The sequence below is a fragment of the Janthinobacterium paucivorans genome (assembly GCF_051380805.1).
GTDB lineage: Bacteria > Pseudomonadota > Gammaproteobacteria > Burkholderiales > Burkholderiaceae_D > Janthinobacterium > Janthinobacterium lividum_D.
Genome location: NZ_JBNYXR010000012.1, coordinates 105,358 through 130,630, shown reverse-complemented (window position 1 = coordinate 130,630; position 25,273 = coordinate 105,358). Strand labels below are relative to the sequence as shown.

Annotated in this window: 19 protein-coding genes and 8 tRNA genes; 21 read left to right on the top strand and 6 right to left on the bottom strand. The window is 59.8% G+C overall.

From position 1 onward, the window contains the following. Nucleotides 1-82 precede the first annotated feature (82 nt). The 8 genes from ACQ4V8_RS15575 to cheY all read left to right on the top strand — a co-directional run bounded on the left by ACQ4V8_RS15575 (nucleotide 83) and on the right by cheY (nucleotide 8,437). The gene (locus ACQ4V8_RS15575; RefSeq protein WP_010396662.1) at nucleotides 83-448 is read left to right on the top strand and encodes a response regulator; all 366 of its coding nucleotides are present in this window, start codon (nucleotides 83-85) and stop codon (nucleotides 446-448) included. 43 nt (nucleotides 449-491) lie between these two features. After that, nucleotides 492-2,693 (top strand): chemotaxis protein CheA, encoded by a 2,202-nt coding sequence (cheA, locus tag ACQ4V8_RS15570; RefSeq protein ID WP_010396665.1) that lies wholly within the window; start codon nucleotides 492-494, stop codon nucleotides 2,691-2,693. A 30-nt stretch (nucleotides 2,694-2,723) separates the two neighbouring features. Next, on the top strand, nucleotides 2,724-3,230 hold the full coding sequence (locus ACQ4V8_RS15565) for a chemotaxis protein CheW (RefSeq protein WP_010396668.1): 507 nt from the start codon (nucleotides 2,724-2,726) through the stop codon (nucleotides 3,228-3,230). Nucleotides 3,231-3,432: 202 nt separating this feature from the next. Beyond that, nucleotides 3,433-5,151, top strand: a complete 1,719-nt coding sequence (locus tag ACQ4V8_RS15560; RefSeq protein WP_436571768.1) for a methyl-accepting chemotaxis protein — start codon at nucleotides 3,433-3,435, stop codon at nucleotides 5,149-5,151. Nucleotides 5,152-5,222: 71 nt separating this feature from the next. Beyond that, entirely contained in the window at nucleotides 5,223-6,095 is an 873-nt protein-coding gene (locus ACQ4V8_RS15555; RefSeq protein ID WP_010396672.1) for a CheR family methyltransferase, read from the top strand. Between the two features lie 9 nt (nucleotides 6,096-6,104). Further along, a complete protein-coding gene (cheD, locus tag ACQ4V8_RS15550) occupies nucleotides 6,105-6,713 on the top strand; it encodes a chemoreceptor glutamine deamidase CheD (protein WP_010396674.1) in 609 nt (202 codons plus the stop codon). 107 nt (nucleotides 6,714-6,820) lie between these two features. Then, nucleotides 6,821-7,891, top strand: coding sequence for a protein-glutamate methylesterase/protein-glutamine glutaminase (locus tag ACQ4V8_RS15545; protein WP_436571767.1), 1,071 nt, complete (start codon nucleotides 6,821-6,823; stop codon nucleotides 7,889-7,891). A 147-nt stretch (nucleotides 7,892-8,038) separates the two neighbouring features. Beyond that, nucleotides 8,039-8,437 (top strand): chemotaxis response regulator CheY, encoded by a 399-nt coding sequence (gene cheY, locus ACQ4V8_RS15540; RefSeq protein ID WP_010396677.1) that lies wholly within the window; start codon nucleotides 8,039-8,041, stop codon nucleotides 8,435-8,437. Between the two features lie 454 nt (nucleotides 8,438-8,891). Here cheY and panC read toward each other — a convergent pair whose 3' ends face one another. The 5 genes from panC to metG all read right to left on the bottom strand — a co-directional run bounded on the left by panC (nucleotide 8,892) and on the right by metG (nucleotide 13,721). Then, nucleotides 8,892-9,731, bottom strand: a complete 840-nt coding sequence (gene panC, locus ACQ4V8_RS15535) for a pantoate--beta-alanine ligase (RefSeq protein ID WP_010396682.1) — start codon at nucleotides 9,729-9,731, stop codon at nucleotides 8,892-8,894. A gap of 54 nt (nucleotides 9,732-9,785) precedes the next feature. Then, complete coding sequence (locus tag ACQ4V8_RS15530; protein WP_010396685.1) at nucleotides 9,786-10,727, bottom strand: segregation and condensation protein A; 942 nt, start codon at nucleotides 10,725-10,727, stop codon at nucleotides 9,786-9,788. A 17-nt stretch (nucleotides 10,728-10,744) separates the two neighbouring features. Beyond that, a complete protein-coding gene (locus tag ACQ4V8_RS15525; RefSeq protein ID WP_010396687.1) occupies nucleotides 10,745-10,954 on the bottom strand; it encodes a DUF3460 family protein in 210 nt (69 codons plus the stop codon). 108 nt (nucleotides 10,955-11,062) lie between these two features. Beyond that, the gene (locus tag ACQ4V8_RS15520; protein WP_010396689.1) at nucleotides 11,063-11,542 is read right to left on the bottom strand and encodes a GNAT family N-acetyltransferase; all 480 of its coding nucleotides are present in this window, start codon (nucleotides 11,540-11,542) and stop codon (nucleotides 11,063-11,065) included. Nucleotides 11,543-11,573: 31 nt separating this feature from the next. After that, nucleotides 11,574-13,721 (bottom strand): methionine--tRNA ligase, encoded by a 2,148-nt coding sequence (gene metG, locus ACQ4V8_RS15515; protein WP_070347024.1) that lies wholly within the window; start codon nucleotides 13,719-13,721, stop codon nucleotides 11,574-11,576. Nucleotides 13,722-13,881: 160 nt separating this feature from the next. Here metG and apbC point away from each other — a divergent pair, with 160 nt between their 5' ends. The 3 genes from apbC (at nucleotide 13,882) to ACQ4V8_RS15500 (ending at nucleotide 19,107) form a co-directional block, all read left to right on the top strand. After that, nucleotides 13,882-14,970 (top strand): iron-sulfur cluster carrier protein ApbC, encoded by a 1,089-nt coding sequence (apbC, locus tag ACQ4V8_RS15510; protein ID WP_436571766.1) that lies wholly within the window; start codon nucleotides 13,882-13,884, stop codon nucleotides 14,968-14,970. Between the two features lie 174 nt (nucleotides 14,971-15,144). Continuing rightward, nucleotides 15,145-17,310, top strand: a complete 2,166-nt coding sequence (locus tag ACQ4V8_RS15505; protein WP_010396693.1) for a TonB-dependent siderophore receptor — start codon at nucleotides 15,145-15,147, stop codon at nucleotides 17,308-17,310. 162 nt (nucleotides 17,311-17,472) lie between these two features. Further along, on the top strand, nucleotides 17,473-19,107 hold the full coding sequence (locus tag ACQ4V8_RS15500) for an alkaline phosphatase family protein (RefSeq protein WP_261981085.1): 1,635 nt from the start codon (nucleotides 17,473-17,475) through the stop codon (nucleotides 19,105-19,107). Nucleotides 19,108-19,514: 407 nt separating this feature from the next. On the opposite strand, the gene lysA is transcribed toward ACQ4V8_RS15500, so the two are convergent. Further along, nucleotides 19,515-20,771 (bottom strand): diaminopimelate decarboxylase, encoded by a 1,257-nt coding sequence (gene lysA, locus ACQ4V8_RS15495; protein ID WP_436571765.1) that lies wholly within the window; start codon nucleotides 20,769-20,771, stop codon nucleotides 19,515-19,517. A gap of 101 nt (nucleotides 20,772-20,872) precedes the next feature. On the opposite strand from lysA, the gene ACQ4V8_RS15490 reads away from it, so the two are divergent. The 10 genes from ACQ4V8_RS15490 (at nucleotide 20,873) to ACQ4V8_RS15445 (ending at nucleotide 25,273) form a co-directional block, all read left to right on the top strand. After that, nucleotides 20,873-21,784 (top strand): LysR family transcriptional regulator, encoded by a 912-nt coding sequence (locus ACQ4V8_RS15490; protein ID WP_070347052.1) that lies wholly within the window; start codon nucleotides 20,873-20,875, stop codon nucleotides 21,782-21,784. 70 nt (nucleotides 21,785-21,854) lie between these two features. Next, a complete protein-coding gene (gene gltX / locus ACQ4V8_RS15485; RefSeq protein WP_010396708.1) occupies nucleotides 21,855-23,261 on the top strand; it encodes a glutamate--tRNA ligase in 1,407 nt (468 codons plus the stop codon). A 135-nt stretch (nucleotides 23,262-23,396) separates the two neighbouring features. Further along, a tRNA-Ala gene (locus ACQ4V8_RS15480) sits at nucleotides 23,397-23,472 on the top strand. Between the two features lie 67 nt (nucleotides 23,473-23,539). Further along, nucleotides 23,540-23,615, top strand: a tRNA-Glu gene (locus ACQ4V8_RS15475). Nucleotides 23,616-23,748: 133 nt separating this feature from the next. Next, nucleotides 23,749-23,824: transfer RNA gene (locus ACQ4V8_RS15470), tRNA-Ala, on the top strand. A 30-nt stretch (nucleotides 23,825-23,854) separates the two neighbouring features. Then, nucleotides 23,855-23,930 (top strand) — tRNA-Glu (locus ACQ4V8_RS15465). A gap of 50 nt (nucleotides 23,931-23,980) precedes the next feature. Then, nucleotides 23,981-24,056, top strand: a tRNA-Ala gene (locus ACQ4V8_RS15460). Nucleotides 24,057-24,872: 816 nt separating this feature from the next. Beyond that, a tRNA-Glu gene (locus tag ACQ4V8_RS15455) sits at nucleotides 24,873-24,948 on the top strand. A gap of 117 nt (nucleotides 24,949-25,065) precedes the next feature. Next, a tRNA-Glu gene (locus tag ACQ4V8_RS15450) sits at nucleotides 25,066-25,141 on the top strand. A 56-nt stretch (nucleotides 25,142-25,197) separates the two neighbouring features. Next, nucleotides 25,198-25,273, top strand: a tRNA-Glu gene (locus ACQ4V8_RS15445).

Below are 25,273 nucleotides of genomic sequence, written 5' to 3'. Positions count from 1 at the left end.
ATACCAGTGCGAAACGCTTGCGGTTGCGTGGATTGTTTAATCAAATACTCGGGCAGGATGCCCGGAATAAGTGGGAGCAAAGATGGCCAAAACGATACTTGCAGTGGACGATTCCAGCTCATTGCGCCAGATGGTGGCGTTCAGTCTGAAAGCCGCCGGTTACCAGGTGGTGGAGGCCGTCGACGGCCAGGACGGACTGGAAAAAGCCAAGCTGCAAAGCGTGGACCTGGTATTGACGGATCAGAACATGCCGCGCATGGATGGCCTGGAGCTGATCAAGCTGCTGCGCGAACTGCCGAATTATCAGAAGGTACCCATCCTGATGCTGACGACAGAGTCGTCGGACGAAATGAAGTCGAAAGGACGTGCCGCCGGTGCCAATGGCTGGCTGGTCAAGCCCTTCGATCCACAACGCCTGATTGAAGTGGTCAAGAAGGTGATCGGCTGATGCTAGCCGCGCAGCGCAACGATGCAAATGACGGAGTCACCCTATGACCATCGATATTAGCCAGTTTTTTCAGGTCTTTTTCGATGAGGCTGAAGAACTGCTGGCTGAAAAAGAACGACTGCTGCTGGCCGTCGATATTGCGGCGCCTGACGCCGAAGACTTGAATGCTATTTTCCGTACCGCTCATTCGATCAAGGGGGGCGCATCGACCTTCGGCCTTTCCGACATGAGCGAGGTGACGCATATCCTCGAGTCGCTGCTCGACCGTATCCGCCAGGGCCAGATGGCTCTGACGGCGGATCACGTCGATGCCTTTTTGGCCGCCAAGGACATCCTCAAGATGCAGCTCGACGGCCATCGCCTGGGCAGCGCCGTCGACCAGGATGCCGTGGCCAATGTGCGCATGATGCTGCAGTCGTTCTCGTCGGACGTGCCCGTGGCTGCGCTCACGCCCGTCGCGCCAGCTTTCCATACGGCGGAAAAAGAAGCTGTCAACCATGCCGGTGGTCAGCGTTATCGTCTCGCGCTGCCGCAGATGGAAGAGCGCGAAGTCGATGCGCTGGCGGCCGAACTGGGCTTGTTGGGTGACGTCGCCGTGTCCACGCTGGCCGATGCGCGCAAGATGCTGGAAGTGACGACGCATGAAAGCCTCGACGATATCCTGGCCATCTGTTCGTTCGTACTCAATCCCGACGACATGGTGATCACCCAGGCGCCACCATTGGCACCAGGCGAAGCTGAAGCGGCCCGCAAGGCGCAGGAAAAAGCCCAGGGCTATGGTTTCTTCGATCCGCTGCCTGGGGCGCCTGGCGCTGCGGGCGCGATGGACCCCGGCTATGGCTTCTTTCAGCCGCTCGAGGAGATTCGCGCCGCCGCCGATGTGCGCAGCGACACCGAACAGGGCTATGGTTTTTTCCAGCCTTTGGACCAGATCCGCGCCGACGCCGCCAAGGCAGGCAACGCCGGCGCTGCCGGCGTGCCGGTCGTGGCGAGCGCCGCGACCGAGGTAGAGCAGGAAAAGAAACCGGCCAAGAAAGAGGGCGACAAGGCTGGTGCCGAATCGTCGTCGATCCGCGTCTCGATTGAAAAAGTCGACCAGCTGATCAACCTGGTGGGCGAGTTGGTGATCACGCAGGCGATGATCGAGCAGCGCGCAGGTGCGCTCGACCCGATGCTGCACGAGAAATTGCTCGACAGCGTCAGTCACCTGACGCGCAATACGCGCGACTTGCAGGAAGCTGTCATGTCGATCCGCATGATGCCGATGGATTTCGTCTTTTCGCGCTTCCCGCGCATGGTGCGCGATCTGGCGACCAAGCTGGGCAAGAAGGTCGATTTCATCACCAATGGCGCCGCCACGGAACTGGACAAGGGCCTTATCGAGCGCATCGTCGATCCGCTGACGCACCTGGTGCGCAACAGCATCGATCACGGCGTGGAAATGCCGGCCGCCCGCGTGGCAGCCGGCAAGACCGAGGCTGGCCGCCTGTTCCTCTCGGCCAGTCACCAGGGTGGCAACATCATCATCGAAGTATCCGATGATGGCGCGGGACTGAACCGCGAGCGCATCCTGGCCAAGGCGCAGCAGCAGGGACTAGACGTGTCCGACACGATGAGCGACGCCGAAGTATGGCAGTTGATCTTCGCGCCCGGCTTTTCCACCGCCGAGGCGGTCACCGACGTGTCGGGACGAGGCGTGGGCATGGATGTCGTCAAGCGCAATATCAGCGCCATGGGCGGCGTCGTCGACATCCGTTCGGCGAAGGGCTTTGGCACGACGATTTCGATTTCTCTGCCGCTGACCCTGGCCATCCTGGACGGCATGTCGATCCGTGTCGGCGACGAAGTATATATTTTACCGCTGGGCTTCGTCATCGAATCGCTGCAGCCAGCCGTTGAGGATGTCAAGGACATCGCTGGCCGTGGCCAGGTGGTGAAGGTGCGCGGCGAGTACCTGCCCTTGATCCCGCTATACCAGATGTTCGATATCGCACCGCGCTTTACCAGTCCCTCGGAAGGCATCTGCGTGATTCTCGAGACGGAAGGGCGCAAGGCGGCCCTGTTCGTTGATGACCTGGTGGGGCAACAGCAGGTCGTGGTGAAAAACCTCGAGTCGAACTACCGCAAGGTGGTGGGCATTTCTGGAGCCACTATCCTGGGCGATGGCGGCGTGTCGCTGATTCTCGATGTTGCCGCCCTGATCCGTTCCTCTCGCCAGCTGGCTGACGAGTCCATTTTTTCGTAATACCGATAGATTAAGATAGGAAAACACACCATGTCAGATACTCAACAAAAATCCGCAGGCAATGCGGGCGACGGCAATGACATCGCCGGCCGTGAATTCCTGGCCTTTACCCTTGGCTCAGAAGAGTACGGCATCGATATCCTGAAGGTCCAGGAAATCCGTGGCTACGAAGCGGTCACCCGCATCGCCAACGCGCCTGAATTCATCAAGGGCGTGATCAACCTGCGCGGCATCATCATTCCCGTGGTCGACATGCGCATCAAGTTCAACCTGGGCACACCTGTGTATGACCAGTTCACGGTAGTGATCATCCTGAACATCGGCGGGCGCATCGTCGGCATGGTGGTCGACAGCGTCTCCGACGTGACCACCCTCAGCCCTGAGCAGGTCAAGCCGGCGCCGGAAATGGGCACGGCCTTCTCGACCGACTATATGATCGGCCTGGGGACCATCGACGAACGCATGCTGATCCTGGTCGACATCGACAAACTGATGTCGAGCAGCGAGATGGGCCTGATCGACAAGCTGGCGGCGTAAGCGGCCCGATGGCAGCAAGGCGACGCCCGGTGCGTCGCCGCTTTACCACGCCAAGCATCACTGCAAATATGCATGTGCCGACGCGCGCAGTATCTTAATGCTTAACGCGCGCTGGCAGGCTGCAAGGTCCGACAGAGGCCAGGCCACAACACGGCGCCTTACGGTTGAAAGGGTGCCGTTCACAGAAATATTGGAGACTGTAATGAGTTTGCGTGATTTCAAGATAGGCACCCGGTTGGGAATAGGTTTCGGTAGCATCCTCGCCATCCTGGTGGTGGTGATCGTTTCGGCGAATGCATTGAATTACCGTAACAAGTCCCAGTTGCTCACGGGCCTGGCACTGGCAAGTGAAAAGAATACGCAGGCGTCGCTGATGAAAAGCGCGATGCTCGAAACCGGCATCGCCATGCGCAATATCGGCCTGCAGGGCGATGTGGGGCTGATGCAGGTGGAAGAGGGCAAAGTGCGCGAGCAACGCAAGCTGTACGAAGGTGCGCGCGGCAAGCTGTCCAGCCTGGGTCTGTCCGATGGCGAAAAGACGCTGCTGGCCAATGTCGCCAAGGTCGACGGCGAAGTCGATGCCGCCTTCAAGGAAGCGATGGGGCAGGTGCTGGCGTTTAACAGCGAGGGCGCTGCCAAGGTGATTGCCACCCGCATCGACCCCTTGAACAAGACCACCCTGGCCGACATCAACAAGCTGCTCGACTTGCAGCATGTGGCCCAGCAAAGCTTCATGGACGACTCGCTGGCGGCCGATACGCGCCTGATGATGATACTGTTCATTCTGGGCGGCGCGGCGGTGGCGATCGGCGCCTGGTGCGCCATCTTCATCACGCGCTCGATTACCGTGCCGCTGTCCGGTGCCGTGGCGGTGGCGCAGAAGGTCGCCGCCGGCGAGCTGACATCGCGCGTGGTGGTCGAGGGCAAGGATGAAACGAGCGCATTGCAGCAGGCGCTCAAAGACATGAACGATAGCCTGGTGCAGACGGTCAGCGACGTGCGCAACGGAACGCAAACCATCACCGTAGCGTCCAGAGAGATCGCCAGCGGCAATGCTGACCTGTCGGCCCGCACGGAAACGCAGGCCAGTTCGCTTGAAGAGACGGCATCGTCGATGGAAGAGTTGACGTCGACCGTGAAGCAGAACGCGGACAATGCGCGCCAGGCCAACCAGCTGGCCGTGTCGGCATCGTCGGTGGCAGAGCAGGGCGGCAAGGTGGTGGCGCAAGTGGTCGATACCATGGGCTCGATCAAGGAAAGTTCGCGCAAGATTGTCGATATCATCGGCGTCATTGACGGCATTGCGTTCCAGACGAATATCCTGGCGCTTAATGCGGCCGTCGAAGCGGCGCGCGCAGGCGAGCAGGGTCGCGGTTTTGCGGTGGTGGCGTCCGAGGTGCGTAATCTTGCCCAAAGGTCCGCTGGCGCAGCGAAAGAGATCAAGGGCCTGATCGGCGACTCGGTCGACAAGGTCGATGTTGGCAGCCGTCTGGTGGATGAGGCTGGGCAGACCATGGGACTGATCGTGTCGTCGATACGACAGGTGGCCGACATCATGGGTGAGATCACGGCGGCAACGCAGGAACAGAGCCATGGTATCGAGGAAGTGAACCAGGCCATCGCGCAGATGGACCAGATGACGCAGCAAAATGCGGCGTTGGTCGAGGAAGCGGCGGCGGCCGCCGAAAGCATGCAGGACCAGGCGCAGAAGCTGGCCGACGCCGTGAGCATCTTCAAGCTCGACGGCGAGAGCGCGGCGCTGGTGTCCGCGCCCGCGCCCGTACCGGTGAAGGCGGCGGCACGGCTGGTGCCGGCAGTGGCGACAAATACGCGGCGCTTGGCCAAGACGGCGCAGGCCGGCACGCCACCGCCCGCAAAAAAGCCGGCAGCGGCCAGTGGCGACGATTGGGAAGAATTCTGACGACAACCCGGTCCCGCTAGTTATACTTGCAAAGGCATTGGTCAGAGTAGTCATAGAGAGGTAAAAATAAAATGCCGCAAAATAAAATGGATTCGGTCAAGGAGTTCGATTTCACTGGCAAGGACTTTGAACGAGTCCGCGCCATGATTTACAAGCGAGCGGGCATCGCGTTGGCCGACAGCAAGCAGGAGATGGTCTACAGCCGCCTGGCCAGGCGCTTGCGCGCCACGGGCATCTCCTCGTTCGTGCGCTACCTGGACGACCTGGAAGCTGGCCGCATGGGCGACGAGTGGGAGGCGTTTACGAATGCGCTGACGACCAATCTGACGTCATTCTTCCGCGAGGCGCATCACTTCCCTCTGCTGGCCGAGCATGTGAAAAAATTGAGTGGGCCGATCACCATCTGGTGTTCAGCCAGTTCCACCGGCGAGGAGCCGTACTCGATCGCCATGACGGTGTGCGAGGCGTTCAACACGCTCACGCCGCCGGTCACCATTATCGCCACGGATATCGATACGAATGTGCTGGCCACGGCCGCCAATGGCGTCTATAACCTGGACCGGCTCGAGAAGATGCCGGCCGAGCGTGCGCGGCGCTTTTTCTTGCGCGGCAAGGGCGATCGCGATGGGCAGGTGCGGGTACGCCAGGAACTGCGCCAGATGATCACGTTCAAGCCGCTCAACCTGCTGGCCGACAGCTGGCCCTTGACGGGACATTTCGATGTCATCTTTTGCCGCAACGTGATGATTTATTTTGATAAGGCAACGCAGCGCAAGATACTGTCGCGCTTTGTGCCGCTGATGAAGCCCGATGCCCTGTTGTTTGCAGGCCACTCGGAGAATTTTCTGTACGTGTCGGATTCATTGAAGCTACGCGGTAAAACAGTCTATGAGCTCGACCAGTCGCGGGACGCCGCGCCCAAGGCATCGTCGCATCGTACATGAGAGTGAAATATGAGCATGGAATCCAAAGAGCAATTCGCCACTAACGTCTATTACGACAGGACGTTCAATTGTGAGGCCGCCAAGATCTTGCCTGGTGAGTACTACTTTACCAACAAGGATATGCTGATCGTCACCGTGCTCGGCTCGTGCGTTTCAGCCTGCATCCGCGATCGTGTCTCGGGCCTGGGCGGCATGAACCATTTCATGCTGCCCGACGGCGGCAGCGATCCTAACAGCCCGATTTCAGCATCGATGCGCTATGGCACCTACGCCATGGAGATCCTGATCAACGATTTGCTGAAGGCCGGCGCGCGGCGCGAGAACATGGAAGCGAAAGTGTTTGGCGGCGGTGCCGTGCTGCGCGGCTTCACGGCGATTAACGTCGGGGAACGCAACGCGGCCTTCGTCATCAATTACCTGAAAGCCGAAAAAATGCGCGTGGTGGCCGAGGACTTGAATGATATTCACCCGCGCAAGGTATATTTTTTCCCCCGCACCGGCAAGGTGTTGGTGAAAAAGCTGATGCAGACGCACAATGACACCTTGGTACGCCGCGAACTCGATTACGCAAGCCGTCTCAAGGTGGCGCCTGTGGGCGGCGAGATCGAGCTGTTCTAGTAACACCAGACCAAATCTACTGCGCGTCGCGCTGTGCGCCTTGCAACGTTTTTGTCTGGCGTTTTACCGATTAAGAATAAGGGCCGCAAGGCCTGGAAGGATATGTTATGAAGATCAAAGTATTGATCGTGGATGATTCGGCGCTGATACGCAGCGTCATGACGGAAATCGTGAATAGCCAACCCGACATGGAAGTGGTGGGGGCAGCGCCCGATCCGCTGGTAGCGCGCGAGATGATCAAGCAGACCAACCCAGACGTGCTGACCCTTGACGTCGAGATGCCGAAGATGGACGGCCTCGACTTCCTGGAAAAACTCATGCGCTTGCGTCCGATGCCGGTGCTGATGGTGTCGTCGTTGACCGAGCGCGGCTCGGAAATCACCATGCGCGCGCTGGAACTGGGCGCCGTCGATTTCGTCACCAAGCCGAAGATGTCGATCCAGAGCGGCATGCGCGAGTACACCGACATGATCGCCGACAAGATCCGCGCCGCCTCGAAGGCACGTATCCGCCCGCGCACCCTGCCGGCGGCCGGTGACAAGGTTGCCACGCCGCTGCCCGCGCTGCGCAGTCCCTTGACGTCGAGCGAAAAACTGATCATCGTAGGTGCCTCCACCGGCGGCACGGAAGCGATCCGTGAATTCCTGATGCAGATGCCGTCCGATTGTCCCGGCATCCTCATCACGCAGCATATGCCGGAGGGATTTACGCGCTCGTTTGCGCGTCGTCTCGATTCACTGTGCAAGATCTCGGTGCAGGAAGCAGCAGGCGGCGAACGCGTGCTGCCCGGCCATGCTTATATTGCGCCCGGCCATTCGCACCTGACACTGACGCGCAGCGGCGCCAACTACATGACCAAGATCGACCAGGGCGAACCGGTCAATCGTCACCGCCCCTCGGTCGATGTATTATTCCGTTCTGCCGCGCAATCGGCGGGCAAGAATGCCGTCGGCGTGATCCTGACCGGCATGGGCAAGGATGGCGCACAAGGTATGTTGGATATGAAGGCTGCAGGAGCGTATAATTTCGCGCAGGATGAAGCAAGTTGCGTGGTGTTCGGCATGCCACGCGAGGCGATCGCCGTCGGTGCTACGCATGAGGTCGGCGCTCTGACGGCGCTACCGGGCATGGTGCTGGGATACCTGGCTGCGCATGGCATGCGTGCTTTGCGCGTGTAAGCCACGTTTTGTATGATCTGGGGCAAGTTTGTTCGCCTAAAAGCAACGAAAATGCTATCCTACAACTTGCTGCCGTAGTGTCGACCATAATGTCGGCATTCATGTCGATATTATTAACAAACCGCTACAGAAACAACGGAGTTATTCATGGCTGATCCAAAGATGAAATTTTTAGTCGTTGACGATTTTTCGACGATGCGCCGCATTGTCAGGAATCTGTTGAAGGAACTGGGTTATGCCAACGTCGATGAGGCGGAAGACGGCGTGATGGGCCTGGCCAAGCTGCGCGCGGAATCGTATGATTTCGTTGTCTCGGACTGGAACATGCCTAACATGGACGGCCTGACGATGCTGCAGCATATCCGCGCCGATCCCGCACTGGCCAAGCTGCCGGTGCTGATGGTCACCGCAGAAGCGAAAAAAGAAAACATTATCGCCGCCGCGCAAGCCGGCGCCAGCGGTTATGTTGTCAAGCCGTTCACGGCCGCGACCCTCGATGAAAAGCTGAACAAGATTTTCGAGAAGCTGGAAAAAGCCGGCGCCTGATCCCGGTTTGCTACACTTAAAAAAAACGCTGCCCGTGTGAACTGGCAGCGTTTTTTTCATCGGTTTGTCCCTTGACGGCACCAAGCCGTCCGCGCGCGCAGTTTGTTGGTTTGTCCAACGCTCGCGTGGGGGCAATGGCGTCGACGCTGCCCCGGCTGGTGGCCTCATGCGTGGCCGCCATCGCAGTCAGTACGGTGGGCGTCATGGATGGCCGATGCGCTGAGTACCTTTAGTTTTTGCCCAGGCAAAGGCCATTCTGCGCAGCCGGAGGCTGCCTGCGACCCAGCACAAGCTGTGGGCGTGAGAGGACGTTGTGCTCGATGCGGTAGCGATGACATGTGGCAGGCTGCACGCGGCCACGACAAGCGGCTGTTTGCCGAGTTCCAGCTGGCAGGAATGGAAAAGTGCTGGGGCGATAAAGAGACGGGGCCGAATGTCCCCGTCGAACTTGATATCAGATTTCCAGATTATCGATCAAGCGCGTCTGTCCCAGCTTGGCGGCCGCCAGGACCACCAGCGGCTCGCCGGCGGCCAGTTCGGCGGCACTTGGCGCTTGCAGGTTGGCGCGCTTGCGCACGGCGATATAGTCCGACTTCCAGCCACGCCCGTCGAGCACACGCATCGCCGCCTGTTCCAGTTCACCCACCGCCAAGTTGCCCTTGCGCACTTCTTCGGCGACGACTGTGAGGCCACGGTACAGCTCCGGTGCTTCCGCGCGTTCGCTTTCCGACAGATACATATTGCGCGAGGACAAGGCCAAGCCATCGTCGGCCCGGTACGTTTCGGCAGCGATGATTTCTGTCGGCAGCGCGAACTGGCGCGCCATGTTACGGATGATCATCAACTGCTGGTAATCCTTCTTGCCGAACACGGCCACTCTCGGGCCCACGCAGGAAAACAGCTTGGTGACGACGGTGCATACGCCTTCAAAGAAGCCGGGGCGAAATTCGCCTTCGAGGGTATTGCCCAGGTCATCGGGTGGGCGTACGCGGTATTCCTGTGGCTCCGGATACAGTTCCTTTTCCGTCGGCGCAAATAGCACGTAGACGCCTTCCTTTTCCAGCTTGGCGATGTCGGCCGCCATGGTGCGTGGATATTTCTCGAAGTCTTCGTTCGGGCCGAATTGCAGGCGGTTCACGAAAATCGAGGCGACGACGGGGTCGCCATGCTTGCGCGCCAGGCGCATCAGCGACAAATGGCCTTCATGCAGGTTACCCATGGTGGGGACGAACGCCGTGCGCAGCTGTCCGCTGAGCTGGTCGCGCAATTCTTCAATGTCGGAAATAATTTTCATGGATTGCTTTCGCTAAAACCCCGTTGTACGGTGGTCAGTGACAAAGGGAGAGGATCAGGCGGGCGAATATGCCAGCCGGACGTAGATGGGGGCAAACGGTTCTGCTTGCGTGATTTCGATCAGGGTTTCCTTGGCCAGTTCCAGCAGTGCCACGAAGTTGACCACGACCACGGGCACGCCGCCGGCAATGTCGAACAACTCGCTAAATTCGACAAAGCGCGACGATTGCAAGCGACGCAGGATGCTCGACATGTGCTCGCGCACCGATAGTTCCTGGCGGCTGATGCGGTGATGCTGGGTCAGTTTGGCGCGTTTCAGCACGTCCAGCCACGCCTGCTGCAAGTCCACCGGCTCCACCTCCGGCCAAGTCGGCGTCAGGCTTTGCTCGATGAAAATCTGCGTACGCACGAAATCGCGTTCGAACTGCGGGATGGCGTTCAGGTCGTAGGCTGCCAGCTTGATCTGCTCGTAATCGAGCAGGCGGCGCACCAGTTCGGCACGCGGGTCGCCGCCGTCTTCCTCGACGTCGCTCTTGCGTGATGGCAATAGCATGCGCGACTTGATCTCGATCAGCATGGCTGCCATCAGCAGGTACTCGGCGGCCAACTCCAGGTTACGCACGCGAATCTGGTCCACATATTTCAGATATTGCAGGGTGACCTGCGCCATCGGAATGTCGAGAATGTTGAAGTTTTGCTTGCGGATCAGGTAGAGCAGCAAGTCGAGCGGGCCTTCGAAGGCTTCGAGGAAGATTTCCAGTGCGTCCGGCGGAATGTATAAATCCGTCGGCATGCGCAGCATGGGCTCGCCATACAGGCGGGCAATGCCCAGGGCATCGGCGGCGGGCGCTGCGTCCGTTGGCGCTGTCGCAGGGGCTGCAGGGCCGCCACCATCAACGCCACCATCGACGCCAATAAGCGGCTGCGGCAACTCGATGACCGCGCCGGCACCGGCAGCGTCGGCTTGCGGCGTCACTGCAGAATCTTCAGGCAACATCGTGCCGGTTCCAGATCTTAGTTCTTGTTCTGGTAGACGTAAGGCTGTTGCTTGACGGCCGATGCCAGCTGGCGCTCCTGCTCATCGATGCTGACAGCCGGCTTGTCCCACAGCAGGGCGCGGCCGGCTTGCTGGCCCGCTTCCATGCCAGGGTTTTTGGCTTTCAGTTCGGCGATGAACAAGGTATGGTCGGATACGTAGTTGTTGTGTTTTGCAGGCAGTTTCATATTTTCTTCTGAGTGTCTTATAAGTAAGGTCAGGCGGCCGTATTTTACCGCGCCATGTCGCTTGGCGGGTTGTTGTATCGGTCAGTCCGGGGGCGAAATTGCTAAAAATCAATAACGCAGCAGGCGTCGCATCACCATCGGCGCCGGTTCAGCGGGATTGGCGTGCGAATATTCCAGTTCTTCGGCCAGTTCGAATTCGAAGGCCGCATAAAAATCGATCAGCTTGCGCTGGTCGCGCCGCACGGCCAGGCGCAATTCCTCGGCCTGGCACGACAGGCCGTGATGAATGATGGCTTCGAGCAAGTGTTGCGAGACGTGGCTGCCGCGGTAAGCTGGCAGCACGCCCATGCGTGAAATCTTCCAGATGGCGGAGTCGCTATCGAGCGGCATCCAGCGCAGCGAACCGGCTGGAATGTCGTCGATCAACAACACAAAACCGCCGCCGTGGCGCAGCTGGGCTTGTACCTGCTGCGCCGTCTCGTGGTGTCCGCTGGACGAGGCCGCGACCTTGCCGGCCCACGCAGCACGGGTCAGGTCGGCCATCAGTTGTGCATCGGCATTCGTTGCTTCGCGCACCACGATATTCATCATCGGTTCCTGTTGGTCCTGGTGTCGATCGTTAGCGGATGCGCATGCCAGGTTCGGCACCTGGCCAAGGGTTCAGGATGTAGATGCCCGGATTCGCCTTTTCATCGGCGGCGGACGCCGCCATGACCATGCCTTCGGAAATGCCGAACTTCATCTTGCGCGGCGCCAGATTGGCCACCAGCACCGTCAGCTTGCCGACCAGTTCTTCCGGTTGATACGCCGAACGGATGCCGGAGAACACATTGCGCAGGCGACCTTCGCCCGCATCCAGGGTCAGGCGCAGCAGCTTGTCGGAGCCGTCCACCAGTTCGCAGTTGACGATCTTGGCGATGCGCAGATCGACCTTGAGGAAGTCGTCGATCTTGATTTCGGGCGCCAGTTCTTCGATGGCGGCGGCGGCGGGAGCGGCGGCGTCAAGCACGGCATCGCCAGTTGGTGCAGCAGCAGTAGCGGCTGCGGGTGCATCAAACAGCGCTTCGATCATCTTCGCATCCATGCGCGTCATCAAATGGCTGTAGGCGCCGATGGTACGGCCCAGCATGCTGTTCGAGACGGCGTCACCGAACACTTGCGTGTCGGCCCAGGTGAATTCGGCATCGTTGAGGAAGGACGCGACGTTCTTTGCCACGCCCGGCAGTACCGGCGACAGCAGAATCGTCAGCTGGCGGAACAGGATCAGGGCCGTGGTGCATACGTCGTGCAGTTCGGCCGTCTTTTCGACGTCCTTGGCCAGGATCCACGGCTTGTTTTCATCGACATACTGGTTGGTGATGTCGGCGATCTCCATGATTTCGCGCAAGGCCTTGCCGAACTCGCGGTTTTCAAAGTGCGCTGCGATGCTGGCCTGGCGCTCGACGATGACGCCATTCACGTCCACCGTCAGCGCGCGCTTGATCCAGCTTTGCGCGCCTGGCGACAGCATCGATGCGAGCTTGCCGTCGAAACGCTTGGCGATGAAACCGGCGCAGCGGCTGGCGATGTTGACATACTTGCCGATCAGGTCGCTGTTCACGCGGGCGACAAAATCTTCACCGTTGAAGTCCAGGTCTTCCACTTTCGAGTTCAGCTTGAAGGCGATGTAGTAGCGCAGCCATTCCGGGTTCATGCCCAGATCGAGGTAGCGCAGCGGCGAAATGCCCGTGCCGCGCGATTTCGACATTTTTTCGTTATTCACCGTCAGGAAGCCGTGGACATTGACTTTCAGTTTGTCGATCACCGGGTGGCCGGCAAACTTCAGCATGGCGGGCCAGAACAGCAAGTGGAAGGAAACGATATCCTTGCCTATGAAGTGAATTTGTTCCGTGGCAGGATCGTTCAACAGGGCGTCGAAATCGAGGCCTTTCTTGTCGCAATAGTTTTTCAGGCTGGCCAGGTAGCCGACCGGTGCGTCCATCCACACATAGAAGAACTTGCCCGGTGCATCGGGAATCGGGATGCCGAAGTAGGGTGCATCGCGCGAGATATCCCAGTCAGCCAGCTTTTCGCCCGCTTCGCCCAGCCATTCGCTGACCTTGTTGACCATCTCCGGCTGCAAGCGTCCTGGCGTGTTGAGCCAATCCTTGAGAAACTCGAAGCAGCGCGGGTCGGACAGCTTGAAGAAATACTGTTCCGACGGCTTCATTACCGGTGTCGCGTTGGTGAACACGGAGAACGGATTGACCAGGTCGGTAGGCTGGTAAGCGGCGCCGCACACTTCGCAATTGTCGCCGTACTGGTTCTTGGCGCCGCATTTCGGGCATTCGCCCTTGATGTTGCGGTCGGCCAGGAACATGCCCTTGACTGGGTCGAAGAAACGGTCGACGGTTTTCGTGACGATCAAGCCCGTATCGCGCAGTTTGCGGTAGATCGATTGCGACAGATCAACGTTTTCCGGCGAATCGGTCGAATACCAGTTGTCGAAGGCAATATGGAAGCCATCGAGGTACTGGGCGCGGCCGGCGGCGATGTTGGCGACGAATTGCTGCGGCGTGATGCCTTCCTTTTCGGCAGCGATCATGATGGGTGTGCCATGTGTATCATCGGCGCCCACAAAGTGCACTTCACGGCTAGCTGTGCCATCGCGTTGCATTCGCTGGTACCGGACCCAGATATCAGCCTGGATGTATTCCATGATGTGGCCAATGTGAAAAGCGGCGTTTGCGTAAGGCAGGGCAGTGGTGACGAACAGCTTGCGAGTCATGATTGATGCACTTTTGGGATGGATAATAGGTCATTTTAACAGCGGAAACGCAATATGAGCAGATGCAGCGTTGGCAACGGATGCTTTTGTCTTGATCGCGCCTGGCGAATTTGCGCTAGACTGCGCATATTGCACGTAGGTAGTACACATGGAGATTTACATGAGCATCACAGTAGAAGACGTCAAGGCCGCGCTGGCCCAGGTTATTGATCCCAATACACATAAAGATTTTGTTTCCAGTAAAACCGTCAAGAATCTGAAAGTTGATGGGAGTGATATTTCCCTCGACATCGAGCTGGGCTACCCAGCCAAAAGCCAGATCGACCTGATCCGTAAAGCCGTGCTGGCCGCGCTGCGCGTGCTGCCGGGCGCGGGAAATATCAGCGTGGGCGTGTCGTCGAAAATCATTTCGCACACGGTGCAGCGCGGCTTGAAGCCGATGAGCAACGTGAAAAACATCATTGCGGTGGCTTCCGGCAAGGGCGGAGTTGGCAAATCGACTACTGCCGTCAATCTGGCCCTGGCCTTGGCTGCCGAAGGCGCCAGCGTCGGCATGCTGGACGCCGATATCTATGGCCCATCGCAGCCGATGATGCTGGGCATCAGCGGCCAGCCGAAGACGCTCGATGGCAAGAGCATGGAGCCGATGGAAAACCATGGCCTGCAAGTATCGTCGATCGGCTTCATGATTGATCCGGACGAGCCGATGGTGTGGCGCGGCCCCATGGTCACGCAAGCCTTGCAGCAATTGCTGGACCAGACCAACTGGCGCGACCTCGACTATCTGATCGTCGATATGCCGCCAGGCACGGGCGACATTCAATTGACGCTGTCGCAGAAAGTGCCCGTCACCGGCGCCGTCATCGTCACCACGCCGCAGGACATCGCGCTGCTCGATGCACGCAAGGGCTTGAAAATGTTCGAGAAAGTCGGCATTCCGATTCTGGGCGTGGTGGAAAACATGAGCACCCACATTTGCTCGAATTGCGGCCATGCGGAAGAAATCTTCGGTGCCGGCGGCGGCGCAAAGATGTGCGCCGACTTTGGCGTGGAATTTCTCGGCGCCTTGCCGCTGACCATGGCGATCCGTCAGCAGACCGATTCAGGCACGCCGACCGTCGTGGCCGAGCCGGATGGCCCCGTCGCCGCGATCTACAAGCAGATCGCCCGCACCATCGCCATCAAGGTGGTGGAGAAAGCCAAGGATATGAGCAACAAGTTTCCGAGCATTGTGATTAAAAACGATTGATCAGGAAAACGCATGACAATGCCGCGCCGCCATGCGCGGCATTTTTTTTGCCTGTGCCGACATGCAACCCTGGCCAAGGCTGGAAAACGGCGCGTAAAACAAGATCACCATGGCATCTTTACCAGAATTTACATATAATAATAAGAATCATTCTCAACTAGGTGAAGATGCTCCATGATATTCCTGCCTACACCCCGTCGCATCGCCTTTGCCGCGCGCCTGCTGTGCCTGACTATTTCTTCCACCTTGCTCTGCAATCCGGCCCTGGCCGACGGCAGCGCGGCTGTCGCGGCGAACGCTGATGCCGCGCCTGACGCCATCGTGAGTGTGCACGTGGCCAGCAGCCGCGACGACAGTGCGGGCTTTGGCGCCTTGCGCGCTAGCGCCAGCACCACCAAGTCTGACTTGTCACTGTTCGAGACGGCGCAGTCGATTTCGGTGCTGACGCGCGACTTGCTCGATTCGCGCCAGGTCACTACCCTCAACGAAGCGATCCAGAGTTCGGCCGGCGTGTCATCGGGCACCTGGGGCAAGCGTGGCTGGGATGACTTCTCTATCCGCGGCCAGCGCGCTTCGGAGTCGATTTACGTGGACGGTCTGAAGCTGAACCAGTCTAACTATGTGGCACAGGAGGTGTTCGGCGTAGAGTCAATCGACATCCTCAAAGGCCCGGCTTCGATCAATTTCGGCCTGGTGCAGCCCGGTGGTATGGTCAATATGGTCAGCAAGCGTCCGCGCGCCGAAGGCTTCAACCAGGCCGGCTTCGCCGTCGGCAGCTACAACTACAAGCAGGCTACTTTTGACTTGGGCCGGCCCTTGAGCGACAGTGGCAAGGCGGCATGGCGCATCAACGGCCTGTGGTCCGACACCGACGACCAGACCGACCAGGTCTGGTTCAAGAGTCAGTACCTGGCGCCATCGCTGTCGCTGGACTTGGGCGCCAGCACCGACTTCACCATTCTCAGTTCCTATACGCGCCGCGAATACCTGCGCACCCAGGGCGCGCCGCTCAAGGGAACTTTGCTGCCGAATCGCAATGGCCCGCTCAAGCGCGATCAATTCTATGGCGAGCCCGGTTTCGGCCCTTATGACTCCTCGCAAAAACAAGTCGGCTACAGCCTGGCGCACAGGTTCGAGAATGGCTGGACAGTGGCGCAGAACTTCCGCTGGCAGAGCATGTCGATGGATGGCCGCTTTGTGCCGCTGTCCGGCTTGTCCGTCAACGAGTTGCTGCTAAGCCGCGCGGCCCAATTGCAAGATGTCGATGGCAACAACCGCGCTTTGGACACCAATGCCTCGCGCACGTTTGCGTTTGGCGGCATGCAACACAAAGTACTGGCTGGCCTCGACCTCAATCACGACCGCGTGCGCTATGCCAACCAGGCGTGCCGCATCGGCGCCCTGAATGTGCTGAATCCGGTCTACAACATGGCTGTCACATGCCCGCCGGCCAACCGCCTGACCAATACTACGGTATCGTCGAGCGGCTTATACCTGCGTGACCAGATCACATTGAACCAGCAGTGGCGCCTGAATCTGGCCGTGCGCCACGACCGCGCGCGCAACCGCGAGCTCAACGGCCTGACCAATGTCACGCAGCGCCAAGATACCGCGTCGACCACCGGCAATGCGGCGCTGTCATATGTATTGACGCCGAATATCATCCCTTATGTCAGCTACGCCACTTCCTTCTTGCCTGTCAGCGGCAGCAACTTTTTCAGCGTGCAGTTCAAGCCCGAAGAAGGGCGCCAGACGGAAGTGGGCAGCAAGTTTCAGTTTGCCGGCGGGCGCATCAACGGCGCCATGGCCATCTATGACCTGACGCGCACCAACGTCACCACGGCCGACCCGGATCCGGCCCATATCGCCATCTTGTCGAGCGCCCAGGTGCAGACGGGCGAGCAGCGCACGCGCGGTTTCGAGGCTGAAGTCAGTGCGGACCTGCGCAATGGCTGGCACGTGCAGGGCGCGATGACCGTGCTCGACGCCCGCGTGACCGAAGACAATGGCGGCATGGCGGGCCGCCGCCTGCTCAATACGCCGCGCCAAAGCGCCAGTGTGTGGGCCAACTATCGCTTCCGCGGCGGCGTGCTGGGCGGCTGGACGGCCGGCCTGGGCATGCGCCATGACGCGAGCAAGACCGGACCAGCCGTCGATTACACGGTGTCCGGCTATACCGTGGCCGACGTCAGTCTGGCTTATCAAGGGCGCGGCTACCGGGTCAGCCTGAATGTGAAAAACCTGTTCGACAAGGAGTACTACGCGGGCGTGCTGAACGCCAACGTGCTGCCGCTGGGCGACCCGCGGGTGGCCGTTGTGAAGGCAGTGTTTGACTTTTAAGCAAGCTTGAACGAGGATGGCAGCGGTCCCGGTGTGCGCCGTCATGCTCTTGTCATGTTGTGTGGGTACGCTGCCGGGCTGGCCGCGGTGTGATTGCCGCGCACATCAATCAGCTATCTACACGACTCCATGACACTCATGATTTCTCTTACACGCAAGATAATGCCTGCCTTGTTACTGCTGGCATTGTCCGCACATGCCGCGCCCGCGCCACAAAAGGTTGGCGCACAACCCAAGCTGGTGGTGGTGCTGGTGGTGGACGGCCTGCCGCAAGAGCAGTTGACGCGCTACCACGAGCAGTTCGGCCAAGGTGGTTTTCGTCGTCTGCTCGAGCAAGGCGCGTGGTTCAGTGATGCGCACCAGGCCCATGGCATCACGGTTACCGCCATCGGCCACTCGGCCGTGCTGTCGGGTGCCTATCCTTACCAGCACGGGGTGATCGGCAATAACTGGATCGATCCCGTCACGAAAAAATCCGTGTACTGCACCGAGGATGGCAATTTCCATTACATCGGCGAAGAGACCAAGCCGGACGATGGCACCGCGCCGACCAAGCTGCGCGTGAGTACGCTGGGCGACGAGTTGCGCTATGCCACGGGCGACAAGGCCAAGGTCATCAGCGTGTCGGGCAAGGACCGTGGCGCTATCCTGCTGGCCGGGAAAACGGGCACGGCCTATATGTATATGGAAAAGACGGGCAATTTCGCCAGCAGTAGCTATTACATGCAGCAGCATCCGCAATGGGTACAGCGCTACCAGGCGGCCAAGCCGCAGGATCGTTACTATGGCAAGAGCTGGACGCCGCTGCTGGCCGATTCTGCCTATGCGCGCGACGCGCGTGATGACCTGGTGCCGGCCAAGCCCGGCACCCGCAACACCTTCCCGTTCGCCTACTACAGCGACAGCGGCAAGCTCGATGGCGAGTACTACAGCCGTTTGAAGTCCGGTCCCTTCCTCGATGAATTGACCCTGGAATTCGCGCGCGCGGCTGTCGACGGCGAGAACCTGGGGCGCAATCCGGCCGGCGTGCCCGATATCCTGGGCGTAAGCTTGTCCGCGCACGACTATGTGAACCATGCCTACGGCCCGGAAAGCAAGATGTCGCACGACCACCTGCAGCGCCTGGACCGCATGTTGGCTCGCTTCTTTGCCGACCTGGATAAAAAAGTCGGCATGGACAACGTGCTGGTGGTGCTGACGGCTGACCATGGATTTGCCAATGTGCCTGAATTCACGGAAGCGCGTGGTGGTTTTTCCGCCAAGCGCATCGACGGCGACAAGCTGGTGCCGGCATTGAACCAGCACTTGGCTACGACCTTGGGCGTGGACAAGCTGGTGACGACGTCGTCGCTGCCGAATATCTACCTCGATTACGCGCTGGCCGAAAAGAGCGGTATCGAGCGCGCTGCCCTGGAAGATGCGGCGGCCCGCTTCCTGCTGCAGCAGGACGGCTTGGCGCAAGTCTACACGCGCACGCAGATGGAAACGGGAGCTGTGGCCACGCGCATGGATACCCTGATGCGCCGTGCCTGGAACCGCCAGTTGTCGGGCGACCTGATGCTGGTGACAAAGCCGGCCTGGTACTTCGGCAAGGGCGCAGGCGGCACCTCGCACGGCACGCCGTACACCTATGATACCAACGTGCCGCTGATGGTATTGGGCCCGCGCTGGATCAAGCCGGGCGCCTATGGCCAGTACGCGGAAGTGGTCGATATTGCGCCGACCCTGGCCCATCTGCTGCGCATACGCCAGCCGTCCGCGTCGGAAGGGCGGGTGTTGACGGAGGTGGTGCGGTAAAAGAGGGGGCTACGTGCTTGTCGGGTTACGCGCTTTGCGCTAACCCGACCCACGATGACCTTGCGAAGAGCGTAGGTCGGATTAGCGGGGCAAAGCCCCGCGTAATCCGACAACAGTGTTGGCACAACAGTTTACAGCAGCGCTTTGCGCCATTTCGCATAGCCCGCATGCACGGCCGCCACGTCGCTCGCTTCCAGCGCATTGCTCAGGATGCGCACAGCCACGCCCTTTTGTGTCAGGTCGGCAAAGGCCCGCGTGCAAACGGCAAGGTGCGCTCCATCATCTGCCTGACGAAGGGGGAGGTGCGCAGCGCCTGCAGGTATTGCCCGGCCGCGCTGGTGTTGTCGATGCGTTGCCCCGATGTTGGCAGATGCGCATGCCCGCACGGGGCGAGTATCGCAAACCGCTTAGAACTGTTCCAGGGCGATCAGCTCGGCCACCGTCTGGCGGCGGCGGATCAGCCGCGACGGGTGTTGCCCATCCGCGCCATCGACCAGGTATTCGGCTGCATGCGGGCGGCTGTTGTAGTTTGACGACATTGACGCGCCATACGCGCCGGCACCTTCGAAGACGACGTAGTCGCCCACCTGCGCTGCTGGCAGCAAACGCGTTTCCACCACGCCGCCATCGCGCTGGGTAAACACGTCGCCCGATTCACACAGGGGGCCGCCGACGACGGTGGCGCATGCCGCGCTGGCGTCCAGGGTGCGCCCGTCATGCGCAATCACCGACATTTCATGGTAGCTGCCGTACATGGCGGGGCGCATCAATTCATTGAAGCCCGTATCTAACAAGGTGAAGTGATTGCCGCCCATTTGCTTGGTGGCGCGCACTTCGGCCAGCAGCAGGCCCGCATCGGCTACCAGGAAGCGGCCCGGTTCGATTTCCAGGTGCACGGCGTGGCCCAGGTGCGCCTCGATCTGCTTGCGCGCCGCATCCCACAGCTGGAAGTAGTGGCCCGTGTCGACCGGCTGCTCGCCTTCGCGGTAAGGCACGGACAGGCCGCCGCCCGTGGAAATGGCTTCCAGGTCGTGGCCCATGTTTTTCACCAGGTCGACCATGGTGCCGCAGACGGTTTCCAGGTGGCTGTAGTCGACGCCCGAGCCGATGTGCATGTGCAGGCCCACCAGGTGCAATCCATGGGCGCGGATGACGGCCAGCGCCTCTGGCAGCTCTTCGTGCCAGATGCCGTGCTTGCTGTTTTCGCCACCCGTATTGGTCTTGTTGCTGTGGCCATGGCCATAGCCGGGATTGATGCGCAGCCAGACGCGGTGGCCGGGCGAGACTGGGCCCAACTGGCGCAGCATGTCGACCGAGCCGCAATTGACTTCGATCTTCGCCGCCGCCACGCGCGCCAGGGTAGCGCGGTCGAACAGATCACAGGTGAACACCACGCCGGCGGCGCCATTCGTTTGTGCGGGCGTAAAGCCTGCCTGCAGCGCGCGTTCGATTTCGCCCAGCGACACGGCGTCGACGTGCACGCCCGCTTCGCGCATCAATGTGAGCAGGTGGATGTTCGAATTGGCTTTTTGCGCGAAGCGCACGGTGTCGAACTGTGCCAGCTGGGCGACGCGCGCGCGGATGGTGGCCGCGTCATACACCCATAGCGGCGTGCCGTGTTGCTGGGCGAGTTGGGCGAGGGTCTGGTCGTTGACGGGCTGCATCGTGTGCTTTCGGTAAAAGAGGATATGACGGCATGATGGCTGATGACGCTTCGAATATAAAATATCCATTTGAGCCTGCCTTATTCATTTATGATATGGGCATGACTATCTCCTTGCGCCATATCGAGGTCTTCCGCGCCATCATGACGACGGGCAGCGTGACGGCTGCCGCCGCCATGCTGCATACGTCGCAGCCCACCGTCAGCCGCGAGCTGGCGCGCCTTGAACATTTGACGGGCTTGATCCTGTTCCAGCGCGAGCGGGGGCGGCTGCGCCCGACCGCCCAGGCGCTGCAGTTATTCGAGGAGGTGCAGCGCGCGTATTTCGGCCTTGAGCGCATCGTCAGCACGGCGGCGGCACTGCGCCAGTTCGACCAGGGGCAGTTGTCGATTGCCTGCCTGCCCGTGTTTTCCCAGTCGCTGCTGCCGCAGGCGTGCAAGCGCTTCGTCGCCGACTTTCCGAACGTGAGCATCAGCATCACGCCGCAGGAGTCGCCGCTGCTCGAAGAGTGGCTGTCGGCGCAGCGCCACGATATCGGCCTGACGGAAGTGGGCAATGCGCCACCCGGCACCGCGCTCGCTACCTTGATGTCCGTCGATGAAGTGTGCGTGCTGCCCGACGGCCATCCATTGGCTGGCAAGACGACCTTGGCGCCCTCGGACTTCGCGGGCCTGCCTTTCATCAGCCTGGCCGCCGTCGACCCCTACCGCCTGCAGATCGACGCCATCTTCGCGCAGGCCGGCGTGGAGCGGCGCATGGCGCTCGACACGCATAGTGCGGCCTCCGTTTGCGCCATGGTGCGCGAAGGGGTGGGCCTGGCGATCGTCAATCCGCTCACGGCGCTGGACTATGCGGGGCAGGGCTTGCAGATCCGCCGTTTTGCCGTGTCCCTGCCGTTCACGGTGAATCTGGTCAAGCCCCTGCACCGGCCTTTGTCGCAACTGGTCGCCCTGTTCGAGCAGGCGCTGCAGGCGCAGGCGGGCGAGGTGAAAAGGCGGCTGCAGCAACTGTAACGGCGCTTGTGGAGTGGCGGCGGTCAACAGAGTAAAATGGCGTTTTACTTATTCAAGCCTGATAACATCGATGACCACAATCGCTACCCCTGTCCGCACCCGTTTCGCTCCCAGCCCGACCGGCTATCTGCACCTGGGCGGCGCCCGCACCGCTTTGTACAGCTGGGCTTATGCCCGTCACTTCGGCGGCACTTTCGTGCTGCGTATCGAAGACACAGACTTGGAGCGTTCCACGCCGGAAGCCGTGCAAGCCATCATCGAAGGCATGAAGTGGCTGGGCCTGGACCATGACGAAGGTCCGTTCTACCAGATGCAGCGCATGGACCGCTACCGCGAAGTGGTGGCGCAGATGCTCGCCGAAGGTACTGCTTACCATTGCTATTCGTCGCCGGAAGAGGTCGAGGCGATGCGCGAGCGCATGCGCGCCGCCGGCGAAAAGCCACGCTATGACGGTACCTGGCGTCCGGAGCCGGGCAAGACCCTGCCGGCCGTGCCAGCGGACCGCAAGCCCGTCGTGCGCTTCAAGAATGCGCTCGATGGCGACGTGACCTGGGACGATGTGGTCAAGGGCACGATCACGATTTCCAACCGCGAACTGGACGACCTGGTGATCGCCCGCCCGGACGGCACGCCGACGTATAACTTTTGCGTGGCCGTCGATGACTGGGACATGCAGATCACGCACGTGATTCGCGGTGACGACCATGTCAACAACACCCCGCGCCAAATCAACATCCTGCGCGCCATCGGTGCACCGCTGCCGCTGTATGGTCACCTGCCGATGATTTTGGGAGCGGATGGCGAGAAGCTGTCGAAGCGCCACGGCGCCGTCAGCGTCATGGATTACCCGGCGCAGGGCTTCCTGCCCGAAGCGATGCTGAACTACCTGGCGCGCCTGGGCTGGAGCCATGGCGACGATGAAGTGTTCTCGACCGAGCAGTTCTGCGAGTGGTTCAACCTGAACCACCTGTCGAAATCGGCGGCCCAGTTCAACAATGAAAAACTCGCCTGGTTGAACAACCACTATATCAAGCAAGCCGACAACACCCGCCTGGCCGACCTCGCGCGCCCGCAAATGCTGGCCGCCGGTGCCGTCTTCGACGGCGCGCCGGACCTGGCGCAAGTGCTGGGCATGATGAAAGAACGCGCCAACACGGTTAATGAACTGGCAGCGGCTTCGATGCTGTTCTTCCGCGCGCCGCAGCCGGAAGCGGCATTGGTGGCGCAGCACATCACGGATGCCATCAAGCCCGTTCTGGCGCAGTTTGCCGAGCGCATCGCTACGGTGGAGTGGAGCAAGGAAGCCGTGGCCGCCATGGTCAAGGAAGTGCTGGCTGCCAACACCATCAAGATGCCGCTGCTGGCCATGCCTTTGCGTTTGATTTTGACGGGCCAATTGCAGACGCCGGCCATCGATCAGGTAGTGGTGGTCTTCGGCCGCGAGACTGTGCTGGCGCGTCTGGCAAACTGGCTGTAAAACTGGCCGTACACATCGCGACCAAATAGTCGGAAAAGAGTGTGCGGAAACCGTCCCGATGAAAAGTTGTTCATAGACGAAAAAGGGTATTTGCAGAGTGAAACTTCTTTGCTATACTCTTGTTTCTGCACCAACGGGGGTATAGCTCAGCTGGGAGAGCGCTTGCATGGCATGCAAGAGGTCAGCGGTTCGATCCCGCTTACCTCCACCAGCAGCAAAATCGCAGTCAGGTTTTGTTAGTCGTTGAAGTGGTGCAGATGTTGTTTGGAAGTTCCGCGGTCCCCATCGTCTAGAGGCCTAGGACATCACCCTTTCACGGTGAGTACAGGGGTTCGAATCCCCTTGGGGACGCCAGGTAGTTGTGGTATAGTAGTGGCAGTTGTTTGTACTGATTGTTGTAAGTTCAGGCTCGTAAAAACGTGCTCTGGGCGGAAAGCAAGTAGTGGAACAAAGTCGCCAAGTGCGGCTTTTATTATTTCTGCGCCCGGGGGGTATAGCTCAGCTGGGAGAGCGCTTGCATGGCATGCAAGAGGTCAGCGGTTCGATCCCGCTTACCTCCACCAACAGCGCAGAAGTGAAAATGTAGGACCGAGGTCCCCATCGTCTAGAGGCCTAGGACATCACCCTTTCACGGTGAGTACAGGGGTTCGAATCCCCTTGGGGACGCCAGTTCAGTCTGGTGTTTTGGTAGTGACGAAGTAGCAGTGTTTCTGCGCCCGGGGGGTATAGCTCAGCTGGGAGAGCGCTTGCATGGCATGCAAGAGGTCAGCGGTTCGATCCCGCTTACCTCCACCAATAGCGCAGAAAACACACGATAATCAAAGTCGCCTTGAGCGGCTTTTTTTTATTTCCGCGACACTTTCCGCCATACCCCTAGGGGAATAAGACTAAGCTGTTAGAGCGCTTGCATGGCATGCAAGAGGTCAGCGGTTGGCTCCCGCCAACCTCCACCAACAGCGCAGAAAACACGTGATAACCAAAGTCGCCTTGAGCGGTAATGCTGTTCAGTTGGTGTTAGTGATGCTATTTTTAGCCCAAGAACAAGGATTGGGGTCGGACCCGGCGGGGGAATGTGCTTCAATGGAGCACATTCCGATCACGGAGTGACCGACCCCAGCTCTTTGCCTCTGGGGTTAGCGAATTTACTGGCGCTCATCAATCACGCCAAAACCCTTAACTGAACGGCATTAGCCTTGAGCGGCTTTTTTTATTTGCGTCAGTGATTTCTTCGCCCGGGGGAAATAGGACTTAGCTGCCCGGCTGTGAGAGCGCTGCATGGCACGTAAGGGGGGGGGGTTATCAGCTTGCTGCCGCGCTGCCTCACTACCGTGCTGGCAGCGCGAGCTGGGTATGTGTATGCTGCTCATTGCCGGCGCATCGCGCGAAGGGGATCTGGGGTAGGCCTGAGTCAGATGCTTGGCGTGCCGCCGCCTTGCATGTCTTCTTGCCATCATTCTGCTCCCGTGGGAGAGAGGAATGCAAATAAGGTGGAAAATAAGAAGCCCAGTGGTTGATTTTGGGAATCGCTTCGTGTTAAACTTCGCGCACGCTTTTTTGAGGGCTTAAGCAAAGCCTTCAACGAAGAGTCCGCTGAGAGTAAAGCCAGCACAGGTCCCCATCGTCTAGAGGCCTAGGACATCACCCTTTCACGGTGAGTACAGGGGTTCGAATCCCCTTGGGGACGCCAGTATGTCGTTGTAAAGTGAGTGCAGTGCTGAACGGGCCTGACAAGTCAGGCTTTTTTTTCTGCAGTTGCTGCTGTACAGGGTCAGGATGCGAAGTAATGCATTCAGGACAGATTTCTGTCCCCATCGTCTAGAGGCCTAGGACATCACCCTTTCACGGTGAGTACAGGGGTTCGAATCCCCTTGGGGACGCCAGATTCGCGTAGTAAACAGGTCGGGATGCAGGGTAGCGCATTCAGGACAGATTTTCTGTCCCCATCGTCTAGAGGCCTAGGACATCACCCTTTCACGGTGAGTACAGGGGTTCGAATCCCCTTGGGGACGCCA